The 25,509-nt window shown below is 40.6% G+C and carries 17 protein-coding genes; 4 read left to right on the top strand and 13 right to left on the bottom strand.

What is annotated here, in order from left to right; all coding sequences use genetic code 11:
- Window positions 1–31: 31 nt before the first annotated feature.
- The 4 genes from M1E93_RS04060 (at window position 32) to M1E93_RS04045 (ending at window position 6,018) form a co-directional block, all read left to right on the top strand.
- Window positions 32–901, top strand: a complete 870-nt coding sequence (locus M1E93_RS04060) for a helix-turn-helix domain-containing protein (protein WP_004927282.1) — start codon at window positions 32–34, stop codon at window positions 899–901.
- A gap of 102 nt (window positions 902–1,003) precedes the next feature.
- Window positions 1,004–3,145 (top strand): TonB-dependent siderophore receptor, encoded by a 2,142-nt coding sequence (locus tag M1E93_RS04055; protein ID WP_426207133.1) that lies wholly within the window; start codon window positions 1,004–1,006, stop codon window positions 3,143–3,145.
- Between the two features lie 253 nt (window positions 3,146–3,398).
- The gene (locus M1E93_RS04050) at window positions 3,399–4,829 is read left to right on the top strand and encodes a PepSY-associated TM helix domain-containing protein (RefSeq protein ID WP_036941739.1); all 1,431 of its coding nucleotides are present in this window, start codon (window positions 3,399–3,401) and stop codon (window positions 4,827–4,829) included.
- Entirely contained in the window at window positions 4,807–6,018 is a 1,212-nt protein-coding gene (locus M1E93_RS04045; protein ID WP_036941737.1) for a RhtX/FptX family siderophore transporter, read from the top strand. Before M1E93_RS04050 ends, M1E93_RS04045 begins: the two co-directional genes overlap by 23 nt.
- Before the next feature lie 40 nt (window positions 6,019–6,058).
- Here the strand turns inward: M1E93_RS04045 and M1E93_RS04040 are convergent, their stop codons facing one another.
- The 13 genes from M1E93_RS04040 to bcsA all read right to left on the bottom strand — a co-directional run bounded on the left by M1E93_RS04040 (window position 6,059) and on the right by bcsA (window position 25,509).
- On the bottom strand, window positions 6,059–8,719 hold the full coding sequence (locus tag M1E93_RS04040) for a TonB-dependent receptor domain-containing protein (protein ID WP_231136211.1): 2,661 nt from the start codon (window positions 8,717–8,719) through the stop codon (window positions 6,059–6,061).
- 308 nt (window positions 8,720–9,027) lie between these two features.
- A complete protein-coding gene (hpaC, locus tag M1E93_RS04035) occupies window positions 9,028–9,546 on the bottom strand; it encodes a 4-hydroxyphenylacetate 3-monooxygenase, reductase component (protein WP_004927299.1) in 519 nt (172 codons plus the stop codon).
- Window positions 9,547–9,565: 19 nt separating this feature from the next.
- The gene (gene hpaB, locus M1E93_RS04030; protein ID WP_004927302.1) at window positions 9,566–11,128 is read right to left on the bottom strand and encodes a 4-hydroxyphenylacetate 3-monooxygenase, oxygenase component; all 1,563 of its coding nucleotides are present in this window, start codon (window positions 11,126–11,128) and stop codon (window positions 9,566–9,568) included.
- A gap of 552 nt (window positions 11,129–11,680) precedes the next feature.
- A complete protein-coding gene (locus M1E93_RS04025) occupies window positions 11,681–12,364 on the bottom strand; it encodes a LysR family transcriptional regulator (protein WP_004927309.1) in 684 nt (227 codons plus the stop codon).
- Window positions 12,365–12,865: 501 nt separating this feature from the next.
- Entirely contained in the window at window positions 12,866–13,756 is an 891-nt protein-coding gene (galU, locus tag M1E93_RS04020) for a UTP--glucose-1-phosphate uridylyltransferase GalU (RefSeq protein WP_004927318.1), read from the bottom strand.
- A gap of 110 nt (window positions 13,757–13,866) precedes the next feature.
- Window positions 13,867–14,763 carry a sensor domain-containing diguanylate cyclase gene (locus M1E93_RS04015; RefSeq protein ID WP_392503936.1) on the bottom strand — a complete coding sequence of 299 codons (897 nt, stop codon included), beginning with the start codon at window positions 14,761–14,763 and terminating at the stop codon, window positions 13,867–13,869.
- A 21-nt stretch (window positions 14,764–14,784) separates the two neighbouring features.
- A complete protein-coding gene (bcsD, locus tag M1E93_RS04010) occupies window positions 14,785–15,240 on the bottom strand; it encodes a cellulose biosynthesis protein BcsD (protein ID WP_004927325.1) in 456 nt (151 codons plus the stop codon).
- 2 nt (window positions 15,241–15,242) lie between these two features.
- On the bottom strand, window positions 15,243–15,467 hold the full coding sequence (locus tag M1E93_RS04005) for a cellulose synthase subunit BcsC-related outer membrane protein (RefSeq protein ID WP_426207132.1): 225 nt from the start codon (window positions 15,465–15,467) through the stop codon (window positions 15,243–15,245).
- A complete protein-coding gene (locus tag M1E93_RS04000) occupies window positions 15,410–16,357 on the bottom strand; it encodes an IS30 family transposase (protein ID WP_140035165.1) in 948 nt (315 codons plus the stop codon). Before M1E93_RS04000 ends, M1E93_RS04005 begins: the two co-directional genes overlap by 58 nt.
- 177 nt (window positions 16,358–16,534) lie before the next feature.
- Window positions 16,535–17,482, bottom strand: a complete 948-nt coding sequence (locus tag M1E93_RS03995) for an IS30 family transposase (RefSeq protein WP_140035165.1) — start codon at window positions 17,480–17,482, stop codon at window positions 16,535–16,537.
- Window positions 17,483–17,530: 48 nt separating this feature from the next.
- Window positions 17,531–21,100: a cellulose synthase subunit BcsC-related outer membrane protein gene (locus tag M1E93_RS03990; protein WP_426207131.1), complete on the bottom strand. Its 3,570-nt coding sequence runs from the start codon at window positions 21,098–21,100 to the stop codon at window positions 17,531–17,533.
- 1 nt (window position 21,101) lies between these two features.
- Complete coding sequence (locus M1E93_RS03985) at window positions 21,102–23,405, bottom strand: cellulose biosynthesis cyclic di-GMP-binding regulatory protein BcsB (protein WP_426207130.1); 2,304 nt, start codon at window positions 23,403–23,405, stop codon at window positions 21,102–21,104.
- Window positions 23,398–25,509 (bottom strand): UDP-forming cellulose synthase catalytic subunit, encoded by a 2,112-nt coding sequence (gene bcsA, locus M1E93_RS03980; RefSeq protein ID WP_426207129.1) that lies wholly within the window; start codon window positions 25,507–25,509, stop codon window positions 23,398–23,400. Before bcsA ends, M1E93_RS03985 begins: the two co-directional genes overlap by 8 nt.

Here is a 25,509-nt window from a genome sequence, read left to right as displayed (position 1 = left end):
GTCAGTACATCGCCTTTGTTTCGAAAAAATCATGCAGCAACGTTCTGAAGATAAACTTAATCAAGCGCATTCTAACCGCGAAGATTATACTGTTGGGCCTTTTGTGCGCATCAGTCGCGGTGAGTTTGTGATCCCACATGATCTGGGGATTAATGAAGAACAACAGGCAGGCCTGAAGTTAGTGGCCATACATCAAGGCGCAATGGGTTGTCGTAGCAGCTCTGGACATAATGTCGAGGTTAATTCACCCTCATTGATACTCTCTGGCAGCCAGAAAAATTACCAGCTATGCAACCTGTTTCGCGCCTGCCAACCGATGAAATATACGATGATCGATATTTCACCTGAATGGTTGGAACAACATCAATTAAAGCTACCTGAAAGCTGCTACCATCCTAGTAAAGCTCAATTATTACATTTTTCAATTCCTGCAAGTGTACTAGCAATGACACAGCAGCTATTTGCCTGTCCTACTCATCCATCATTACATCAGCTCTACTTATGCGCTAAAGTAACTGAAATTACAGCGTTATGCTTAGATCACTTTTTACATGAGCCATCGCAAATAGCGCCTAAATTGCGTCAACGTGATATTGATAATTTGCAGATAGCGAAATCTATCTTAATGCAGGAGTTAGAATCCCCGCCTAGCTTGGATGAATTAGCGAAGCGTGTTGGTATGAATACTCGTAAGTTAACGCAAGGGTTTCGCCAACTGTTTGGTAATAGTATTTACGGTTGGTTGCAAGAGTATCGATTGGAAACGGCTTATCAGCTGTTGAGCGTCCATGATGCGAATATTTCTACCGTAGCTTATCAGGTTGGCTATACTCCCGCTCACTTCTCTGTCGCTTTTCGTAAGCGCTTTGGCATCTCACCAAATCAACTCAAAAAACGTTAGTTATTGCCGGATAGCGATAGACAAAATCCGGCATTCGAAAGTATCCCACCCCATTAATTGCTAAATTGATAACAATTATCATTTAACTTTTTAGGGTAGAAAATGTTGTCCGTTCATAATGCTAAGCGCTTAAAAGGGCTAAAACTTGCCCCTTGCGCACTGTTTTTAGCAACTGCTCCATGGGCTTTATCAGCAGGGGCAGAACAAAGCTCGCAACCTAAGCATGATGTCATGCAAGTAACAACGACCTCCAGTGCTGATGACGATTATGTGGAGCCTGGCGTCACAACATTAGGCAAAATAGCCCTAAAACCAAGAGAAGTTGCACAATCTGTCAGTGTTATTGACCGCGAGCAAATCGAAAAGCAGAACCTACAAACCCTTGACGATGTTATGCAAAGAGCCACAGGGGTAACGAGTGTCCCTTACGTCAAGTTAACGACCGCCTACTATGTACGTGGCTTCCAAATTGACTCCTTTGAAATTGATGGTGTGCCAGCGTTGCTCGGTAATATGGCGAGTTCACCGCAAGATATGGCGGTGTATGAGCGTGTTGAGATCTTACGTGGCTCCAATGGGCTACTTCATGGAATGGGAAACCCTGCTGCGACGGTCAATATGGTTCGCAAACATGCACCAAAGGAAGATATGGCGAAACTCAGCTTAACAGCGGGGAGTTGGAACCGTTATCGCGGTGAAGCGGATGTTGGTGGATTACTCAATGAAGCAGGCAGTGTGCGTGGGCGATTTGTGATGGCGTGGGAGGATAAGGATTTCTTCTATGATGTATCCGATCAAAAAACACGTTTAATGTACGCGACGGTTGATGCGGATCTCACCCCTGATACTTTATTACGTGTTGGTGCACAATATCAAACTATCGATTCAGTCACCAATATGGCTGGCGTACCTATGGGGAAAGATGGTCGTGATTTGCATCTTCCGCGTAAAAGCTACCTTGATGTGGATTGGGACCGTTTTAAATGGGATACCACACGCACCTTTGCTGCGATTGAGCACCAGATCAATGATGATTGGCAATACAAACTCAATACTGAATATCAACATGTTAATGCTCGCCTAATTTATGCAGGTGCATGGGGCAATATCGACCCTGAAACTGGGGATGGTGCCATGCTAATGGGGGGCGCTTATAAATTCCGCAATGAACAAATCAGTCTTGATACAAGCTTGAATGGTAAGGTTGAAGGCTGGGGGCAGAAGCATGATGTGATTATGGGGGTTAATTACTCGCATGCGAGTGAAAAGCAGTATAGCGCGGAATTTGACCCTTCACTGAATGTTCCCGTGAACGTCTATCGCTGGGATCCACACAGCGTACCAAAGCCTAATGTCGGGCCTTATAGCTCTCCAGGTGCAACGAAAACAACTCAAAAAGGCGTTTATGGTATGGGGCGCATTAAGGTTGTAGAGCCTGTCACGGTGATCATTGGGGCTCGCGATAGCTGGTGGGAATTGAAATCGCCAACGTCTAAATTTACTGAAAATGGCCGGATCACCCCTTATGGCGGTGTGATTTGGGATTTTGCAAAAGATTGGTCTTGGTATAGCAGCTATTCAACCGTTTATCAGCCTCAAACCGCGAAAACCTGGAGTGGTAAAATGCTGAAACCCGTTGAAGGGCAAACGCTAGAGACGGGGATTAAAGCGGGATTACTCAACGGTAGCTTGAACTTATCAGGGGCTATCTATCAGATAGATATCAAAAACAATCCTCAAGTTGACCCTGATCACCCGACGGGAGGCTTTGATAACTACTTTATTAGTGGGGGCAAAGTACGTAGCCAAGGTTTTGAATTAGAAGGTGTTGGCTATATTACGCCATTTTGGGATGTCTCTGTCGGCTACACCTATACAGACACCAAATATCGCGATGATAGCCAAAACAAAGGTAATGCCTACAACACGTTAACGCCTCGTCATATGTTACGTGTATGGACCAACTACGATCTTCCTTGGGATGAACGTAAATGGAGCATTGGGGGCGGTATGCAAGCACAAAGTGCTTATAGTACCACCAACGGCAATGTCACTTTACGTCAAGGGGGTTATGCACTCTTTAATACGCGTTTGGGGTATCAAATTGACGAAACGTGGAGCGCAGCGGTCAATGTGAATAACTTATTCGATCGCCGCTATTATTCAGGTCTTTTCTCTCCACAATGGAATAACCGTTACGGCGAACCTCGTAACGTGATGTTGACTGTAAAGGCTGATTTTTAATGAAATTAGTCAGTGCGATTTCCATCATTGGCACTTTAATAGGGGGAGTTGTTCTCTCCCTATTATTCGTTCGCATTTACCCTTCGGATGATCTTCTAAACCGCTTGTATGGAGCAGTTTTTCTTGCCGTTTTTTGCACCATGGGGATGTTTGTCTACAGCTTTACCGCGAGTAGCTGGCGACAAATGTTATTACGCAGTTACGGATGGTGGCCGCTTCCTCTATTGTGGTTATTGCTGTGGGGGGGAGGACAATGAAAGTTCCACTGACGCGCAGAATGTCCGATCTACATCGTAGTGCGGGTGCATTTTTGGGCGTTTTTTTATTTGTGATTATGCTAAGTGGCACTTGGAGCTTAGGAAGTGATGCTTTACGTCTTTGGTGGAATAAAGCGCCCCTTTCAGGAGAACTCCTGCCGCTATCACAATTACTAACGTTACAGCCAGAGGCTGCATTGGTGCAGTTACCTCAATCAGCCAATCCTACCATCACTTTTTGCCTTGGGATGGGGCAGTGCGATAACAGCTATAGTGCCATTACGGGCCAAGCTTTAGCGCAGAATACTCCTGCAATGTGGCTGGTCACATTGCATAAAAACCTATTTATTGATTTTCCAGGACGTATTCTGATTAGCCTATTTGGTTTTGCGTTGGCAGTACTGTTAATTAGCGGCTTTATTATCAACCGCCGCAAGCTAGCTTCGATGATGCGCCTACCACGTCGGCTGAATTTACGCTTATTTATTCATGATCTGCATAATTGGCTGGGATTATGGTGCTATCCATGGCTAATTTTATTTGCTGTGACAGGGGCGCTTTCAGGGTTAGGTGCGTTAGGAACCGTTGGCTTGGCATCAAGTGTAAGCCCTGATAATCCACAGTTGGTCATGCAGCAATTGATGGGGGGCTTTCGTAAGGTTGATAACCACCAAGTAGTTCTACGCGAGCATCAACCAGAGCAAGTATTCGAGTGGCTTAAACAAACTTATCCCTCTTTTACGCCACAAACCTTGATGCGCCAAGGCGATTCATTGGTGATTGGTGGAGTACACGCGGGGCAACCGGGTAGTGCCAACTTTGAGCAATATCGTTTTGATTTGAATGAAGGGCGGCTTGTTGGTGTTCGAGACTCCTCTGATCACGCTTTCTGGACTCGTGCTTTTATCAGTATTCAACCACTGCATTATGGCCAGTATCAATGGCTACCAAACGTCGAAACGCTATTTAGCGTTTTGCATTTTATCGCGGGATTTAGTGGCTGTGTCTTGGTAGCGAGTGGGTTGGCAATGTGGTGTTGGCGGCATGCTGCCTCGCGGATTGCCGGGGGGATCGTTGGATGCTGTGGTGGACTGTTGCTGTCAGTAAGCGCATTGCTGGTTGTGATGTCTCTGTCATTAACATTGCCAATAAGTGCTTTTTTCCTGTGCTGGGGAGGCATTTTTATCCTCTGTCTAGTGATTAAAAATGCTCGCAAGATGCTGATTTTAATTGCTGCTTTATCAACTTTACTCTTTTTCATCGCATTTATTTTCTCGTTATGGCAGCAGCCTGCTGGCTTTAACCGTATTGATGTCATGCTGCTATTTTGTGGCTTGTTTTTGTTATTAACACTTGGATGTGTGGCTAAGTTATCTGCGACACAAAAAAGTGGTCGGAGTGGATATGAAAGATCTGTTACAGAATAAACAACTGGTGATGACCTTAGGATTGTTATACCTCGCTCAAGGTATACCGATGGGGATTGCGATGGATGCTCTACCTACCTTTTTACGACATGATGGTGGTGAGTTAAAGGTACTCGCATTTTTGCCACTTGTGGGCTTACCTTGGGTAGTAAAATTTTTATGGGCATCTTTTGTTGATAACCATTGGGGAAAACGGTTAGGACGTCGTAAGAGCTGGATTATTCCTATGCAGGTTATCGTGACACTCACCATGTTTGCACTTAGCTTTATTGGTTTCTCTGTGGAAAATGCACTGGCTTGTGTTGTATTGCTATTTATTGCTTCTTTAGCGAGTGCGACACAAGATATTGCCACCGACGGTATGGCGGCAGAGCAAGTCAGCGGCTCAATGCTATCAAAAATCAATGCCGTGCAGATAGCGGGCGTGATGGCTGGCTTTTTTATTGGTGGTGCAGGGCTGATGATTATGAGTGAGTCATTGGGTCAGCATATGGCATTAGCGATTTTGGCTTGTGTGCCGTTGTTAAGTCTGTTTTTTATTTCGTTGTGCCCATTAAAAACATCACAAGCCATTCAGGAAGATGAAAAAGCGAGCTTATTAAAAACCTTTAAGCGTCAAGGTGCACCTCGTCTACTGCTGCTAACCTTACTTTCTGCGGTGACCGCCGTTTCTGGTTTTGGTTTGGCAAAATTATTCTTAAATGATACAGGTTGGTCGCTGGCTCAGATTGGGAAAATGGGAATGGCGGGTGGCATGGTCACGTTAGTGTTAGGTTGTGGGGGCGGCGCTTGGTTGATTGGTAAAATCGGCGTCTGGCGCGCATTCTCATTTGGCCTATTATTCGCATTACTCTCATCGCTATTATGGACATTCCAGTCGATGAGCGGCGTATCAATGGCATTAGTGGCTACCTGTATCACACTTGGTTCATTATCTTCCGGTGTCACTTCTGTGGCGATTATGACCGCAGGTATGCAATTCGCTTCTCGCTATACGCAAGCAGGAACGGATATGACAGCAGTACAGAGTACTCGTGATATTGGTGAATTGGCTAGCTCAATGATGCTGGTGGGGCTAACGGCGGCGGTAGGCTATTCTGGCGGGTTTATGCTAGGGGCTGGTATTGCATTTGTTGCATTATTAGTCACCTTTTCTCACTATCGTTATATGAAAAAAATCGAAGCTTAATTGTCATCTTCCTGCCCACTCCTTGGGCAGGAATTGTTATTTAAAAGCGATAAGTAAAATCAACTGAAACCGTTCTACCTGGCGCAGGCATCAAGCTAAGCGCCATTGGATCAACATAGTATTCATTAGTGAGGTTAGTGACGGTAAGGTTGATATCCGCATTAGGGTTGAACTGATAATTAGCGTAAGCATCATAAGTCACGGTTGATAAATAAATTAACTGGGTTCCCGTCATCCCAACGGTATTCCATGAACGGTTTAACTTATGAGTAGGACCGCTATTATAGATACGGCGAACGCCAATATCTAAGTTGCGTTCATCAAGTAGCCTCACCCCAAGTGTTGTATTGATGCTGTATTTGGGTGGGTTAGTGATATTAACTAACGAGGTGCCAAAACCACCATTCACACAGTTTGGGGTATTAGGATCGCCATAAGCGTACTGACGAAAACGCTCAGCAGTTTTCGTATCACACGTTGTGGCTTCTAAATAGTAGTTACCCGATACATCAGCATAGAAGCGACCTTGATCATAAGCTAAGCTATATTCAATACCGGATGTTTTATAAAGATCCACATTCTCTATGAACCAAGAAGCGTTATTTGGGTGATAGCCTCGAGTGATCATGTCATGTAAGTCACTCTTAAACCAGGATACCTTAGCGGCAAGTTTATCTTCTTCGGTAAATAGTGAGTTTTGTACAGTTGATGCACCGATTTCAAGAACTTTGTTTTTCTCTGGTTTTAAATCAGCAGACGGCATTGAGGTCCAGTTGCCTAAAGTTGACTCAAAGATAGTTGGGTTCTTAACGGCTTCACTGTATTTAACATAGATTTGACTATTGTCATCAAGGTGAAATGCCAGCCCTACCTGTGGGCTGAAATCGCTTCCTTTCCGCTCAATAGGTTTGGTGTAAGCGTATTCTGTGGTGACTTCTTTTTTCAGATAACCTTTTTCCCCTCTTGGGTCAGGGTCATAACCATCAAAGTCATACTTTTCGCCAAGCGTTGTGTTTGCGTATGGGGTTTTCTTTAAAGAGTCTAACGTGTAGTTTCCTTGTTCATCAGGCCACCACTCCATATACCAGCTTTCAGGCCATTTGGTGAAATATTCACCGTTTTTCTTTAAGCGAGCAAACGTGTACTCTTGAGTGCGAGATTTCGCCGCATAAGCGGTGCTGTTTCTATCTCTAACATGATATTCGGTATAACGCCCTCCAACTTGAACTGTTAACCAATTCACGGGTTTATATTCTAGGGAGCTTGATAAGCTATACTCTTTGCGAACACCACTGCGCAAGAAATAGTTTTTTTGCAGATTTTCTTTTAGGACAGGTGAATTAGGGCCGGTATCTTCATACTGGAAAGCACCACCAATTGTTAAATTAAACTCACCAAGACGATTTTCGAACGTTGAGCGGTTGGTTAAATTCACGCCATATCTATCCGCTTTAATATCGGATAATAGCCCTTGTTTGTACTCTTCACTTTGTGGGTCTGGACGCTGCTCAGTACTTTGATCGAAAACAGGAACGTTACCGATATTTGCATTGTACATACGGCTGACTGAGTGGGTATACCACAATTCAGAGGTCAAATTGACCCAATCATTATCCGGATCAAAATTGTGCTTTGCTGATAATGAATCAATGGTAATTTTACTCGGGATAAATTGATTAGATTCCCCTTTGCTATTGGGGGTTGTAATCATCGATGGCATGATTTCACCCCATTTAGCGTCATAACGGCGATAAATTAACTCAAGTTTTTGGGTATCAGTAAGCTCGCCAGCCCCTTTGACTAACCAAGATTCACTACGGCTATGGGTATCAAGAACCTCTTTTCCAGCAGGATAGGCGTCAATCACCGCGGCTGTTGTCATCCCCGTGCCACCCGTTGACGAATAATGGGCGTCACGATAGCGTTTCGCGCCGTTTTTACCTGCAAAATAGTTACCTTGATTACGGTAGGCGTAAGCTGCAAGTAATTGATAGCGATCCTGATCTGTTGCGATAGCGACACTACCAAAGCGGCTATTCATATTCGGCCACGGATTGGCGTCATTACTCTCTTTGGTTTTAGTATAAAAACCGGATCGTTCTGAGACCGTGTTATTGGCAAGCCCCCCTCTTAAACGTACCCCAAAAGTTTCACCTTTCGGAATAACATCAGCAGGTTGTAAGGTTGTGACCCGCACCGCTCCTCCGATAGCTCCCGCGCCATCTGTCGCAAGGGTAGGACCTTTGTCGATGGTAACATGGCTAATCAAGTCGGGGTCTAAATAGCTGCGTTGCTGTACACCAGCGTAACCACGGTAAACATCAATGGATTGCTGCGTACCGTCGACAATAACGGGAACGCGGCTTTGGCCTTGTAAACCGCGAATATTGACATCTAACGCTCCGCCATTACGAATATCCCCAAGATGGACGCCACTGACGCCACGTAGAAAATCGGCTGCTGAATTACCTCGGAATCTCTCAACGGTTTTGCCATCAATATAGGACGAGGAGCCAAGCTGCAAATAAGGATATTCAGCATTCAGCTCCTTTTGTGATTTTGCGGAAACTTTGAGAGGGCCTAGCTGTGTTGGTTCTTGAGTTGCACTCTGTGCAGTCATCATGCCGCTTGCCATAAACGGACTCACACCAATCATTAATTGAAGAAGCCGAGTGACAGGCTTCATAGTGTCATTTTTCATAGCCATTATTGTTAAAGATTAATCGGTAATGAGATTGTAAATAATAATTATTATCATTCAATGAAATAACTAAACATTAACAATAAAAGATAGATTTGTACTAATGTATTGATTTAGAAAAATTATAAACATGACTAATTTGTATTTAGGCAGTCAATATAATTACATAGTGTTTGTTGGGATATTGAAAAAAAGAAGGGTGACTGTATCGGTAGGAACATATTGCTTAGAAAGGACTTTCTTAGCGTTGGATCAAAAAGAGGGGCTATATCGCATAGCCCCTCTAAGCATATTGATGGTTTAATCCGTTATGCGGTTACTGCTAATGTCTGGTGCATAACTGGGTGGAATTTACGTTTGAAGTAAATTAACCCGTGACCTTCTTCTCTCACGATAATCTGCTTCATTTCAACCAAATAAACAGAATGCGTACCAATGTCTTGCACTTGGGTTATTTCACCCTCTAGGTTAGCAAGTGCATCTTTCAATAATGGTTGTTGCAAAATACCTTTATCCCAGATGCTCCAAGCAAAGCGCTCTTCCATTGTAGAGCCTTTCATTCCCGCGAAGTGGCACGCCATCTCTTCTTGTTCATGGTTAAGGATATTGACACACAGGCGGCCATTTTCTTGAAAGACCGCATTCATAGCGCTGTTGCGGTTAACACACACCATCAAAGTGGGTGGCGTGTCCGTGACTGAACAGACTGCTGTTGCAGTAATACCGCAGCAACCTGCTGTGCCATCCGTGGTGACTATGTTAACTGCTGCACCAAGACTTGCCATCGCATCTCTGAAACGCAGGCGATGTTCATTTTCTAAAGACATATTGACCTCCTGCTGCCGATTATTTCAGCAGCGAATCTAACTTATTAATATCGTTGTTGTTATGCAGGTGTGGGCGTTTCCAACCATGCTGATCGTAATCAGACAGGCAGCGGTCAACCATATCTGTCATTGCTTTCATATTACCCGAACCATAAGCATGGCGTAGACATTGCAGACGAATTTCGTCCTGACTACCCGCATAGTTGATTTCATAAAGCTCATGACGTCCGCCAAACTCGCTTCCAATCGCATCCCACATTAGCTTTAACACCTTGATACGTTCTACATGATCCATACCGTTAGAGCCACGCACATATTTTGCCAGATACTTATCGATTTCTGGGTTGTTCATGTCTTTCACACTGGATGGTAGATATATCAAACCACTGGTGACATTACTTTCTATGATATTCTTGATTTTCGTATAGGCCATTGGTGCCATTACGCGATAAGTTTGGATTGCTTGCGTATCTGGCAGATAGGCTCCGCCTTCCCAAGCCTTCGCTTCCGAAGTCATTGCATCGGTAAGTGACCAGAATAAATTACGCCATGCGACCACTTCACCTAAGTCTGCTTGTACACCACGGAAGTCGACAACTCCAGTACATTCAAGGCTTTTTTGCAGTAAGCCTGTAATGAAATCCAATTTAACCGCTAAACGCACGCAGGCTTGTAATGGGAACAAGCGAGCGAAACCACCTTGTACAGCCCAATTACGCGCTCTATCAAAATCACGATAAATTAATACGTTTTCCCATGGGATCAACACATGATCCATGACTAATATCGCATCATTTTCATCAAAACGGCTTGATAGTGGGTAGTCAAAAGGTGCGCCTGTTACGCCAGCAACTAATTCGTATGATGCGCGTGAAATTAGTTTCACACCATCAGCGTCCATTGGTGCGACGAACATCAGTGCAAAATCAGGGTTATCCCCCATCACTTGTGCAGAGCCGAAACCGATAAAGTTGTAGTGAGTTAGGGCGGAGTTAGTGGCAACCACTTTTGCGCCGCTGACGATGATACCTGCATCAGTTTCTTTTTCCAGCTTGATATAGACATCTTTTACTTCATCAGCAGGTTTATGGCGATCGATTGGTGGATTAACAATCGCATGGTTAAAATAAAGCCCACTTTCTTGAATACGTTTATACCAATTACGCGCGTTATCAGCGAATTGGCCGTAATATTCTGGGTTAGCTCCTAAACAACTGGCGAATGCCGCCTTATAGTCTGGAGTGCGTCCCATCCATCCATAGCTTTGGCGTGACCAATCAGCGATGGCGTCACGTTGTTGGCGCAGTTCATCGGCGCTGGTGGCGAAACGGAAGAATTTGTGTGTATAGCCGCCGTTTCCGGTATCTGTTCCCCAGCAAAGGCTGTCATGAGTTGCTTTATCATGGAGTGCATCATATAACTGTCCTATTGAAGCGGCTGAATTACGAAATGCTGGGTGAGTGGTGACATCTTTAACACGCTCACCATAGATATAAATTTCACGGCCATCTTGTAGGCTTTTTAAATATTCTTGGCTGTTAAATGGGCGTTTGGCATCTGAGCGAAAATCTTCTGGTTTCATGTCTACCTCGTTATCTCACAAACAGCGCCGGCGCATCATAGGGTACATATTTTCGCTGGCATCTGGATTATGTTAATTTTATGTTTATTTTGTGTTTCTTAATTGAAGCTTTTTATTTAAAAATAAGAAAGAGACTTTAGAAAGGATCGCTGGTACTTTTCGTTGAAAAAGAGAGTTTATGATAAGAATGTGATCACGGTAGTATTTTTAATATTAACAAATGATCGATGCACTATAAAAATAATCATTTAATTCAATAAATTAAAATTTATTAACTACTTAATGAGTTTAAACTTTACAGAATTTTTTGATAAAAAAACTACCAATAAAAATTGCTTTATCAGTGATTTTTAAAAGAAAAAGTACTTTTCCTAGGAAGAAAAAAAGGTGTGCTGATCTTTCTCTATCGAGAACCGATGACAATAATAAAGTTAACAAAAAGTTGCATTGCAAGACGTTGTCGGTGCTAAAACTTCTCTTAGGTTAAGCGTACTACAATAGCGAAGATTGAGTTTTCGATATGTAGCACGCTGAGTTCCAGTAAGAGAAGCGCTAGGCGATATGGTTTTTTTTCAATAAAAGATCTATCGATTCATTGATTAAGTTACCAATGTGCAAGTAGTTATCCATATTTCTATCGCCATTTCGAAAACAGATTTTAGATTTTATTTCTGAATACGAACCTAAAATACTCGTTGGCTGCTCTGTACTATGTCCTTTTTGGGTGACAAATTGATGGTTTATAGGGAAGCTTATCAAGGAGGCTGAAATAAAGTTATCGGGGCATTTTGTTGAAGAAACGATCAGCAAGTTTAAGGACATCGAGGCGAGCTGGGCAAACAGTTCCTCTGAGCTATCCACCGTGACTATTAAGTTAATATTAGGGTCACTTGCTAAGACGGCTTCTGTAATGTAGGAGGCAAAATACTCTGGTAATGAATCAGAAATGCCAATATGAAAAGTTTTTATATTATTATTTGTAGATTGCTGTGCAATGGCTTTAATTTCTTCTATCTCTTTTAAAATAATCTTGCTGTGCTCTAAGATTTGTAGACCCAAAGGTGTAAAGTTAACCCGACGGGTGGTTCTTTCTAGCAGAAAACAGCCGAGTGTGTTTTCTAGTTTACCAATCTGAATACTTAAGGTTGGTTGAGCTACATTGCAATATTGAGCCGCTTTTTTAAAGTTAAGAAACTTACCTAATGCGTTTAAATACTCGAAATCTCTAATATTCATTTTGTTGCCTCTGCTGTGGTTTAAAAATCAAATTTCGTTGTTATTGTCCATTGCTTACATGACTGAGAATGAGTACTAATAAAAATTAAACAAAAATCATTAAAGTAATGGGATAATAAAACATCTGTTTTCAATGAAGTCAGTTTTACTTAGCTGATGACTAAACTCATTCATAATGAAATCTCGAATTAATCCATCATTGTTAAGGTATTACATAGGAGATATCATTATCAGATAAGTTTATTCAGACAGAGGTAAAATATTTCTCAATACGACCCATACTTTTTTAATAAAAAAGAATTAACATGATTAATTGTAATCTTCTTATTCTGTTAGCAATAAAAATCCAATCCTGATTTTTAAAGTTGTTATATCTATTTGAATAACAAACAAATATAAAAAATAAAGAACAAGATCTCGCATTAGGCATATAACTAAAAATCAGACTAGCGATTGGATTTTGTTGATTCATAAAATCTACCCTATAAATAGGCGTTATGATTAAACAGTTTCTACCGAATCTTTCAACCAGCGATGAAACTGTGAGCCAAATGTTTGATGCTGACGACTATATTCAAAGAACGCTTTCATATACCCCATTTTATCGCCACAATCATGAGAACGCCCCTTTATGTGATAACCTTCGATAGCATGGGTTTTCAGAAGCATGGATAATGCATCCGTCAGTTGGATTTCATTACTCTTACCAATAGGTGTTTTTGCCAGCAATGGCCAAATCTCTTTACTTAAAACATAACGGCCAACAATAGCTAAGTTTGATGGCGCACTCTCTTTATGTGGTTTCTCTACAATCGCATAGATATTATTAAACTCTCCGCTATGAGTAACCTCATTATGGCAATCTACAATCCCGTAATTTTCGACATGCTCGATATTGACTTGTTCAATTAATATTTGGCTTTTTCCTGTCGAGTAAAAGCGGTCAATCATTGCGGGTAAATTATCAGATGCGTAATTACAAGCATATTCATTAATAATGACGTCTGGTAAAACAACAATAAAATCATTATCACCAATAAAAGGCTGAGCACATAATATCGCATGGCCTAGACCGCTTGCACAGCCTTGTCTAACATGCATAATTTTTAAATTTTCAGGGCAAATACCATTTATTTCATTGAGTAATTGCTCTTTCCCTTTTTGTTCTAATAACGATTTTAATTCAAAAGAGGTATCAAAATGATTTTCAATTGAATTTTTAGATGAATGAGTAACAAATATAATTTCATTGATACCCGCCATATAACATTCTTTTATTATGTATTGTATAATAGGTTTATCTACAAGAGGTAACATCTCCTTAGGTATCGCTTTTGTTGCTGGTAGCATGCGAGTACCTAACCCCGCAACAGGTATGACAGCTTTCAACATATATAATCCTTGATAAATAAAATATTTATTATAATCTTTACTTGTTGAGTGTAGTTTTCAACTAAGTACGGTTTTAAATTTTATTAGTTAAAACAGCTATATAGTTAAACCTAAATACATTTCTTTATTTGATTTCCTCCTTGTTTTTTCGCATGGTATAAGGCTATATCGGCATTTTTTACTAAACTCCCTAAATGCTCACCATCACGCGGGTATTGTGCAATGCCGACACTAATATTGATATTCGATACTTCTCCTTCTAAATGGCAATATGAACAAGTCCCCATAAAGTGAACCAGCTCCCAAAAGATAGATTCTGCATGATGATGATGTATGTCATTCACCATTAACACAAATTCATCGCCACCTAATCGAGCAAAAATAACCTCACTCGGTAAGTGTTTTTTTACATTTTTAGTGAACTGTTTTAATAGTCGATCACCATAACCATGACCAAAGGTATCGTTTATTTTTTTAAATTTATCAATGTCAATAAGCGCCAAATAGCATTCTGTGTTACTATTTTTGGCTAATTTAAGAGCTTCTCTGCCTTTTCTATAAAAACCATATCTGTTTAATAGTCCAGTTAGAGGGTCATGGTATACTTGGAAAGAGAGTTTATTCTTAGCTGCTATTAGCCTTGTTACTTCAGATAAAATAAGACAGTAATGATAGACATTGTTGCTATTTTCTTCTATCTCCATTAATCTAGCTATAAAAAATATTTTTTTATTTTCTTTAGTTATAAAAATAATATCTTCAGTGTTACTATAATTAGAAATAAAATCAAGACTGTTTTTTTCTAAAACCAACTGATTATTTATTATGCTTGGCTTATATCCAATAACATCTGCACGATTGTAGTTGTAAGTTTCTAAGAAACGTTGACTAACATATGAAACTCTTCCATATATATCAATTAATAAAAAAAGACAGGTTTGACCAATGATTAAGTCCAATGAGATTTTTTCATTTTTTATTGATAACTCTTTGGTTTTATTAATCATGATAATTTATATTTGATGAATCTATTTAAATAAAGCATAACGAAATATGAAAATATCTTCAGTTGCATTTTCATTCCACAATACAGGCACTGATTTATTACCACCTTGCGATGTTAACCACTGAGTATATAAGCCTTCTAAAATACTAGCGCTAGCTCGACGCCATTTTTTATTGACCGATTTAGGCGCGTGAGGCCACGCACAATGCATAATAAGCAATTCACTATTTGCGGGTGCCATTTTAACAAACCCCCAATTGAACACTTCTAGAACAGTATTAATATTTTTTTCTAATTGACTTAATGTACTTGAATTCTCAATAGTGTGTAATTCACCAAGCTGTTGCCCAATTCGCCGTAGCGTTTTACAGCCTTCATTAGTTTCACCTGACGAAAACTCATAAAATAAAAAATTAATTAAATCATGCCAGCCTGTTTTATAACCACGTTGTAAGTAACTATCTTGGTCAAACATCATTTTTATTTTCCTAGTATATCTTTGTCGAATAAATATTTAAAGTAAATATTAGCTTTTGTCTCATCATAATTACCAAAAGTATTATAACTAACATTCGCTCCAATAAATGAAGATGGTGATATTTTATAGTTAGTCTCTACGCCGGCGGATTCAAGTCCGAAGTGCAACGCTAAGCCGCCTTTCTTAGCTCCGCAAACACCACCGAAGGTTGTCTGAACCCCAGACACTTGCGTGGCCTGCTGTTCAACGCTCCCTGATAGCGTTGTAAGTCTTCTTCTGTCACTGTCCGCAGGTCTGTTCCTTTCGGGATAAACTGTCTTAACAACCCATTCGTATTCTCGTTCAGCCCACGCTCATGCGAGGCATACGGATGGGCAAAGTACGTATCTGCGTTCAGTGCTTCTGCTATCGCCTTGTGCTCACTAAACTCTAGACCGTTATCGAACGTTATTGTGTGACATACATCCTGATACTCACTCAGCAGTGAGATAATGGCCTTACTGACTTCCACCGCATCCTTTGAAAACACCTTTTTTGTCAGGTAAATACGGCTTTTGCGTTCTGCCAGTGTCACGATAGCACCAGTGCCCTGTTTACCCTGCACCAAATCGGCCTCCCAGTCCCCCAGACGGCTACGGTCATCGACGACTGACGGCCGTAGCTCAATGGATACCGCATCAGGGATGCGCCCTCGTTTCTGCCCGTAGCCCTTACGATATCGCCGTTTGCCCTGCCTAAGATGCCTGTACAACTCGCCACCGCTACGCTTATCCGCATAGATATACTGGTAAATCCATTCATGGCTGACGCTAAGACCAATAATGCTGCCAATTGCACTTATTTGCTCAGGACTCCACTTCCACTCCAGAGCAAATATCACGAAATCTATGGTCTGCTGAGGAATTGTCCTTTTGGCAGATGACAGCCGCCTATCACAGCACTTCTGGTGTGCCTGTTGTGGGTTATAACCAGTATCTGAAGTGTTACGCCTCAGTTCACGGGAGACCGTGGACTTGCTTACACCGATACGGATACCTATCTCATGGCAGGATAAATTATCCTCACGCAGTATCGATATCTGGTATCGTTGTCCTTCGGTTAGTTGCTGATACTTCATACTTACTCGCTCATCTTTGGTCGGAAGAGCAGGATAGCTTATCAGTAGCTAACCGTCCTTCCATCTAACATGACCGAGCGTTGCACTTATTATCTGAATTCGCGGCCAAAAGAATAACTTATGCCATTTTTACTGCTCTTTTTATAGTGAGGGCGGATTCAAGTCCGAAGTGCAACGCTAAGCCGCCTTTCTTAGCTCCGCAAACACCACCGAAGGTTGTCTGAACCCCAGACACTTGCGTGGCCTGCTGTTCAACGCTCCCTGATAGCGTTGTAAGTCTTCTTCTGTCACTGTCCGCAGGTCTGTTCCTTTCGGGATAAACTGTCTTAACAACCCATTCGTATTCTCGTTCAGCCCACGCTCATGCGAGGCATACGGATGGGCAAAGTACGTATCTGCGTTCAGTGCTTCTGCTATCGCCTTGTGCTCACTAAACTCTAGACCGTTATCGAACGTTATTGTGTGACATACATCCTGATACTCACTCAGCAGTGAGATAATGGCCTTACTGACTTCCACCGCATCCTTTGAAAACACCTTTTTTGTCAGGTAAATACGGCTTTTGCGTTCTGCCAGTGTCACGATAGCACCAGTGCCCTGTTTACCCTGCACCAAATCGGCCTCCCAGTCCCCCAGACGGCTACGGTCATCGACGACTGACGGCCGTAGCTCAATGGATACCGCATCAGGGATGCGCCCTCGTTTCTGCCCGTAGCCCTTACGATATCGCCGTTTGCCCTGCCTAAGATGCCTGTACAACTCGCCACCGCTACGCTTATCCGCATAGATATACTGGTAAATCCATTCATGGCTGACGCTAAGACCAATAATGCTGCCAATTGCACTTATTTGCTCAGGACTCCACTTCCACTCCAGAGCAAATATCACGAAATCTATGGTCTGCTGAGGAATTGTCCTTTTGGCAGATGACAGCCGCCTATCACAGCACTTCTGGTGTGCCTGTTGTGGGTTATAACCAGTATCTGAAGTGTTACGCCTCAGTTCACGGGAGACCGTGGACTTGCTTACACCGATACGGATACCTATCTCATGGCAGGATAAATTATCCTCACGCAGTATCGATATCTGGTATCGTTGTCCTTCGGTTAGTTGCTGATACTTCATACTTACTCGCTCATCTTTGGTCGGAAGAGCAGGATAGCTTATCAGTAGCTAACCGTCCTTCCATCTAACATGACCGAGCGTTGCACTTATTATCTGAATTCGCGGAGTATCTATATATTCATCATTATCTGTGTAACTGTTTAATTCATCTTGTAGTTGTCTATCTGTAGGGTAATAATCTGCACTTTCAGTCGTGTACGATTGATATCCAACAGTGGAGTTTAATTTTACTGATAAATTATCTAATTTTTGCTCATAAGAAATAGGCAATGAAACTGCAATATATTTCTGTGGGCTGAAATACCCTGCATGCCCTAATGTATAATAATTAAGGTTTTTATCAAATCCCATATAATGAATATTAGCGCCTAATTTTAGAGTTTTATTATTTTCATTTATTCCATAAATATAAGAGCCAGCATTGAGATCAACAGATTGGTTATTAGGAACGTGGGTACCAATATACTTATTAGCGGCAACTTTGGCATAAGTACCATAATGGCTATTATCCCATGCGTATTGTGCTGACAGCGTATTGCGTGTCACGGCTCCCCATGTTCTACCTGTTACACTATCTTTAAGCCCACTGTATGAAAGTTGGCTATCAGTTACCGCTCGCCGTTCGGCTGCTAAAGTTAATTGGCTATGTGGTGAGGTGTTAATTGACCATTCAGCTCCGCCAACTAAGGAAACAATTAAGCCATCACTATTGGTATGCCCGAAATCCAATTGAAAGTTATCGCCTTTCAATAAAATATTTGATTCTAAGCCTTGAATTGAACGGCTATTAATTTCATCGGCATGTACATTAGCGCGTGAAGCACTTTCAACTAGGCTACGGCGATTGGCTCTCGTTAACGCTCCACTGCCCACAAGGCTGGCATTTTCAGCGGGAGTTTTGCCTGAACTAATAACCGAAGGGGATACGCTCAGCGCTAACTTAATATTATCAAGCAGTGGAAGAGAGAGTGTGAGGGTCTCTTTGATTTCGGTAAATTTGCTTAATCCTGACTCCCCTGAGTGGCTGTTTACCTGAATGGTATTATTCAATGCGACAGATGTTTTTTGCTGTAAATCTGTAAGCATCATTTCAATATGGTCTAACTGGGCCTTTTGGCGAGGATTGTGCTGAGTGTGCATGAGTATTTGCCCAGCTAATGGGTGATTTACTGGTAAATAAGTTGGCTGTTCTTGCGGCTGAATTAATCCCCATTGTGCTGTTTTTAATAATTTGAGTGCTTGGGTATTATGACCTTCCAGCTCAGCAAGGCGAGCCGACAAAATCAGGTAATCGGTTTTGTTGGTTGCCTTGATCTCTGCAAAATATTTTCTTGCTGCCACACTGTCGTCATTGTTAATCGCTAGATCAACTAAGCCTATTAATGCATCCTGATTTTTAGGGGAAATAGCTAATAGGTATTGATAAACATCACTCGCTTGCTCGGGTTGATCATTTGATTGATAAACTCGGGCAACAGCTAATAAGAGTTGGCTATTATTCGGATCATTTTTTATTTCTGGCGCTAATATTTCCCAAGCTTCGTTGAGATGACCTTTTTCGCGAAATAAATCGGCTTGTTCGCTGAGGTAGCCCGCTCTAATGTGATTTAACTCTTTTTCGCTGGTTGTGGCGAGTAAAGCCGGGGAGTTCATCAAGCTCTCTGCTTCTGCAAAGTATCCTAAGCGGCGTAAGATAAGGATTTGCTGTGTATAATCTTTTAGGCTTCCTTGTGGTTCAACGGATAGGTTTTGATGGATCACATTTAGCGCCATTTGACTATCACCCGCATCTATATATAGCTGAGCAAGGCGGCCAATATCGGCTGGGTTCTGAGGTAATGATTTAATATTTATTTTTAGGGTATTTAATGCTGCATTGTGATTCCCACTATCAATGTAGTGTTGGGCAATATCAATTTGTTGATTAAATTTAGCGCGATGTTTAAGCTCTGTTATTTCTGCCGTTTGTGATCCACTAGGAATTTTATGAATTAAATTCAATACATCCTTCCAGTGATTTTGCTCGCTTGCCAAAATGATCGCGCTATGCCAAGTTGCAGGTGAAGGGTAGGTTGCAACCAAATTATTCATCACTGCATTTGCTTTATGATGATCACCTTTTTTAAGTAGCAGTCTGGCGTAATCGAGGTGCAGCCAAGCATTTTGAGGATCTTTATTAATGGCTTGTGTGAGAATATTTTCCGCTTCATTCACTAAGCCATTATTAAGTGCTTTTTCTGCATTTTTTCGGTATTGCTCACTGAAATTTATTTTTTGCTGATAATCATAGCGCTCAGTAGGAGAGAAGGTTTGTAATAATAGCTCTAATTCTTGATATTTTTTTTGTTCGTTAAATAACCAGACTAGCTGCTCTTTCACTGTTTTATTATTAGGGTAGTTTTGATGAAGCGTCCGATATAACGACTCTGCGCTAGCATAGTCTTTTTTATCACGATAGGTTTGTGCTAGTAATAAATTGAGAGCAAGTTGCTGCTGTGGGTCACTCACACTGGTACTTTTAAGTAAGCTAATTGCGTGATCAAATTGCTGATTACGCGCTAATTGTTTAACTCTATCTAGTTGCGAATAGTAGTTAATATTTTTGATATCTTTTAACCATTGGGCTCTTTTATGATCCGTTGTGTTATTAGCCGCTTCACTTAATAACTTCTCTGCTTCTTGATAGTTTTTTTGACGGAGCGCCACGTAACCCAGACCCGCAGTGGCATCGATATTTTTAGGATCATTTGTTAGCGCTTGTGTGAATTTTTGCTTTGCTTGTTCAAGGCTACCTCTATTTAATAGCGTAAATCCAGCACGAATATCACTGTTACCAATGCGATTGTTATAGTGTTCCATTACAAGGCTATCATTTGGTGATAAATTCATAAAATGCTGGTAAGCGGGCAGATCTTTTTCATCGGGTTGTAACCACAGTAGTGCTTGCTTCAATGAATTGACCACCGCCTTATCTTTATTTTCTATCTGGATGAGCTTTTGAATTCCCTCTCGCCTTGTTTTCTCTTGATAGGTTAATACCGTTGCAAGAATACGCTGTACCTTCTCATCTGATGGTGTTTGCTGTGCTATTTTTCTTAGCTCAGCGATTGCTTTTTCTAGGTGTTTTTTACTGCCAGCGAGTGTTTCATAATACTCAATCGCTAAGTCACCACTAGGTGGATTATGCGTAAATAATTTGTCATACGCCTGTATTGCTTGTTCAATCTGACCTTGTGTTGCAAATTCTCGGGCTTTTTTGAGTATCTCATCGGAACGATTTTCACGGGGCGAAAACTGGGCTAATTGTGAAAGCCGCTGATCGTCTGGGGCATATTTTTTGAGTTTATTAACCCAGAGAGCCGCTTCTTGTTTTTTACCTTGCTGAATTTTGTAATATGACATTAGATATAATGCTTCAATATTATATTGCTCAATGGCAAAAACTTTACTCAGCGCATCGTAAGCAAGGTCATAGTTAGATTTACTGTGCCAATAATTGGCCTTTTCTAATAGAACTTTAATGGCTGTTTCATTTTCTAATGATCGAGCTAACGTCGATAGTGGGTATGTACCACAGAGCAAAGTAATAAATACTTTTATTAATAAGCTATTTTTCATTTTATTTTTTCATCCTTGATAGACGTTTGGATTCATGGTTTTTTAATCTTTTAAACAAATACAAACTCATAAGGAATAAGGTGGTAAATAACATAGCCATTAATAGAAATAAATGTTGGCTAAAAAACCAAAGGACTAATGTGTGTAGCGGTAATTCGCCTGATAAAAATGATGCATTAACTCGCAGAACTTTAACATCATCAAAATCATTAAATAGCAAGATATCACCCGATTCGAGTTGTTGTCTTCCAGGCTTATCAATATCATCATGGAGTTTTTTCAGTTGTTCACTGTTAGTCGCAGTTAAAATGGTCACGACTTTGTTGCTAGACCAAGGTGATGGGAAGCTGAGTAATCCTCGCCATTTTTGTGAATTTATTAAAATATTGTTTGCTTCTTCAAATTGATTTTTCCATTCTCCGAGTAGAAGCAGTTTCAGTTTCTGCAATAGAGAAGGGGGCATGACTTGTAATTGCCCATAACTATAATGATAAGAGGTATCTTTTATTAGTGGCTTGAATGCTGCGATCTCTTTTAATTTAGAGATTGCAATAATATTCGAACTCGTGAGTTTTAAATTATTTTGTGGTTTTGTTGTATCAGTGAGTATGGTGACCTGACTAACCGGAAAGCCAGTAATGCGTCCTGCTTTTTCCATTAAATGAAGCATTAATGCGATTTCTTCTTTAGCTGGATTTTTGGTTAATAAAATGACGGTATCTGATAAATCGGCATATTTCGTAAATGGGAATAGGCCATTTAAAAACCAAGCCGTATTTGGTAGCTCCCCAAAATTGGAAATATTACTGAGATCAAATGTAGAGCTAGACAATATTTGATTAACAATCTCACCATTATTACGGATATTACAAGGCGTTTCTTGATGCGGTGTGATATTAAAATAAAAGCTTAGTCTGTTTTCACCAAATAAGCTTGTGCTATCAAGATAAAGTGTTGTGCTGTTGTCGTGGTTATTAGTAAAAAACTCCATGATTGGACTAATAATGCTGTGTTTTTGAGCAGAAATATTTTTTAAAAATTGATAGTTCAATGCGATAGTTAGCATCGAATGCTTCATATCAATCCAATTTTTACCATCAAACGTATAGTCTATTTTCACGGGGATTTTGTTCCCTGATAACATGAATACATCAGGTGGAAGGCGAAAAATAATGTTTTTCTCTTCATTCCAAAACAAGCGGGATTGCAGGGCGTCGCGACTTTTAATTATTTGGCTGAAAGTGATTATTTTTTTCGCCGAAAGCCAGTTAGGGGCATCATAAGCTTGCCGTTTTTGTACATGATAGTTGGCGATAGCCATATCGCTGCTGTCAGGTAAATCAGGTGTAAAGAGTTGGTAAGCGGCCTGACGCAGCTCATGTGCATGACGTCCACTAATGACCAAGATTTTGTATTTCTCGTTTACAGGGTTATCTATAATTCTGATATTTGGGCCTTTAGCCTGATTAAAGGAGATCCCTGAAATGGTCTCATCCGCCATTGTGAATAAAACAGCATGCTTTTCCGGTAATTCATCAAGATAAATATTGAAATGGTTCCCTTTTTCCCCACTTTTGATGCCAAAAATAGAGGCTACAATGGCAGAGGCCATTAAGGTATCTGGGGTCGGTGAAGCGGCATAGATAAAAGCAAGTTCATTGCTATTCATTTTTAAAGGATCTAAAAATGGCCGAGGAAAATCCATGAGTGATTTACGCGTATTCATTAATACCCCTTTTAATGCCATTGAGGTTAAAGGGGAAATCTCAAGATTAAGATCTTTTAAGTCTGGGCGCTGGCATGTCCACTCATTATTAATGATGTCATCATTACTAATGATCTGAAAGTTTAAATTGTTCTTTGAAGAGAGAATGGCGTTTGGCACTTTTAAAGTAAAAGTCGATTTGTTTTCATGAAGTTGAGATAACGGTATCGAACCTAAAGACTGATCATTTAGCGTTATTTGTAAATTATCCTTTTCGATATTTTCAGTTTCTTTGATTGAAATGATTAAGCGTATTTCTGCATTTATAACAATAAAATCATAGGGCAAAGTAAAACTAATACCAGATTGGAGTTTATCACCACTTAAGGTCAGGCCGTTTATGAGGCCAATTTTTTTCAAGGTAATTTCTTCAGCGGTAGTGTCTATAACATCGCTATTTTTTATTAGCCCATTATTTAATATAAAGTCTAATGGCGCAGAAACTTTTTTCTGTGTATCCACTCTCTCTACGGCAAATGCGGCCGTATGACTTATTAATAACGCGTAAGCGATAAATATTAATTTCAGGCGATTAAACATGATGCTGCTCTTTACTATTTTGTTTTGAAAGCAAAATGGAATTATCCGTGGCCTTCTTATCTTTACGGATAATGAACAATTCAAATGCACATTGCAGCACGTCGATAAATGACCTTAATGGTTTGTCGTTTGCATGTTTAGGTTTAAACCAAGCATCTGCTCGAGTTAATACAACACGTACAACATCACGTCGAATAGCATGAGTTAAGTGAGCAAATTCCATTCTTAATTGCTTATTATCAATCCATGCTTGCTGGATCGGGATAAATGCTCTTTCTTTGCCTATACCAATGGCAATTTGTGTAATAAATGTCTGTGTAACATTATGCTCAAATGGGAAGTTAAGTCTTGCCCCACTCATGGAGAGATCAATGGATTGAGTTTCTATAACGCTATTATCAGAAAAATAAACGGTCACAGGGATTGATGCAGGAACCCTCGTGGCTCGACGTAACTGTTTGGTCTCTTTTGCTACCGATATAGAAGCGAGGACAATCAGTAAGCTATAAATACCCCATATAAGGTTAATCACAATGACACCGTTATCAATATAATGATATAGACCCATAATCCATTTGAATAAGGCAATCCCAATTGCGGCGACTAAAAGTACGGCGACAATAAGGAGCGGGCGAACGGCCGTGTGATCAAAATAGTTTTTATCTGTTAAATCACCTTTATCAGTAACATTAAATTTACCGAGTTTTGGCGATATTAAGCTCATCAATGTTGGGAGTATTAAATGAAAAGCCATCACTGTTTCATAAATTTCCCCCCAGAAAGAATAGCGATAGCTACTGACAAGTTTTGAATTGACATAGTTAGAAGTAATCAAATGAGGTAGCGCATAAGAAAATATGAGTGTTGCGGATGATGAGATAATATTTAAATCAAATAGAATAAAAACCAAAGGGGATAAGAGGAAAATCGCTCGAGGTAGCCCATACTGAAAATGTAGCATGGCATTTAAATAACAGATACGTTGTGTAAATGTCAGACCTTTACCTAATAGCGGGTTATCGACGCGAAAAATCTGTGTCATGCCTCGTGCCCAACGTATACGTTGGTTAATGTGCAAAGTTAAGCGTTCAGTCGCTAAACCCGCTGAAAGAGGAATATCTAAGAAAGCGGTATTCCATCCCTTACGCTGCAATTTAAGGGCCGTATGGGCATCTTCGGTAACCGTTTCTACCGCAAATCCATTTGTCTCTTTTAAGGCACTACGGCGAATTACCGCACAAGAGCCACAGAAAAACGCGGCATTCCAATTATCGTTACCTTGCTGCACTGGACCATAAAATAGCGCACCTTCATGTGGCGCTCTTTTAGCCGCACTTAAATTACGTTCAAAGGGATCTTTAGAGTAAAAATAATGGGGGGTTTGGATCAAAGCGAGTTTTTCATCGACTAAAAATGCCCCTACTGTTGCTTGTAAAAATACGCGTGTCGCTACATGGTCGCAATCAAAAATACAAATCAGTTCACCATGCGTTTTTGTTAATGCATGATTAAGGTTTCCTGCTTTTGCATGGTTATTATCAGGGCGGATCATATAGCCAACTTGAATATCTTCAGCTAACTGGCGAAACGCATCTCGCTTTCCATCATCTAATATATAAATTTTTAATTTATCTTTAGGATATTCGATACACTGTGCAGCAAGCGCTGTATCTTTGACGATATCAATACTTTCATTATAGGTTGGAATAAATAGATCAACCGTTGGCCATAATGAAGTATCTTTCGGTAAGGGGGCGATCGTTCTTTTTAATGGCCAACAGGTTTGAATATAACCGAATAATAGAATAGCTAATGAATATAGTTCCGCAATAAATAGTAATGATCCTAAAATCAGCTCAATATAAGAATCAAAATAAAGGGTCGTTGTTGCCCGCCACCAGATATAACGAGAAGTACAAAGTAGTGATATTAATATCAAGGCAAGCTGTAGTTTTTTATTTTTAAATATTCCAATAAAGAATGTAAATACAATTAACACGCCTCCTAATAGAAACTGTTTATCACTATCTAGAGGAATGATAATTAATAAAATAAATAAGAATAACAAAAGTATAGACGTAACGATTTTGAGTGTTTTTTGCAT

Origin of the sequence: Providencia sp. PROV272 (assembly GCF_049901975.1) — a bacterium.
GTDB lineage: Bacteria > Pseudomonadota > Gammaproteobacteria > Enterobacterales > Enterobacteriaceae > Providencia > Providencia stuartii.
Note: the sequence above shows the minus strand (reverse complement) of the source record. Positions and strands in the feature narration are given on the sequence as shown.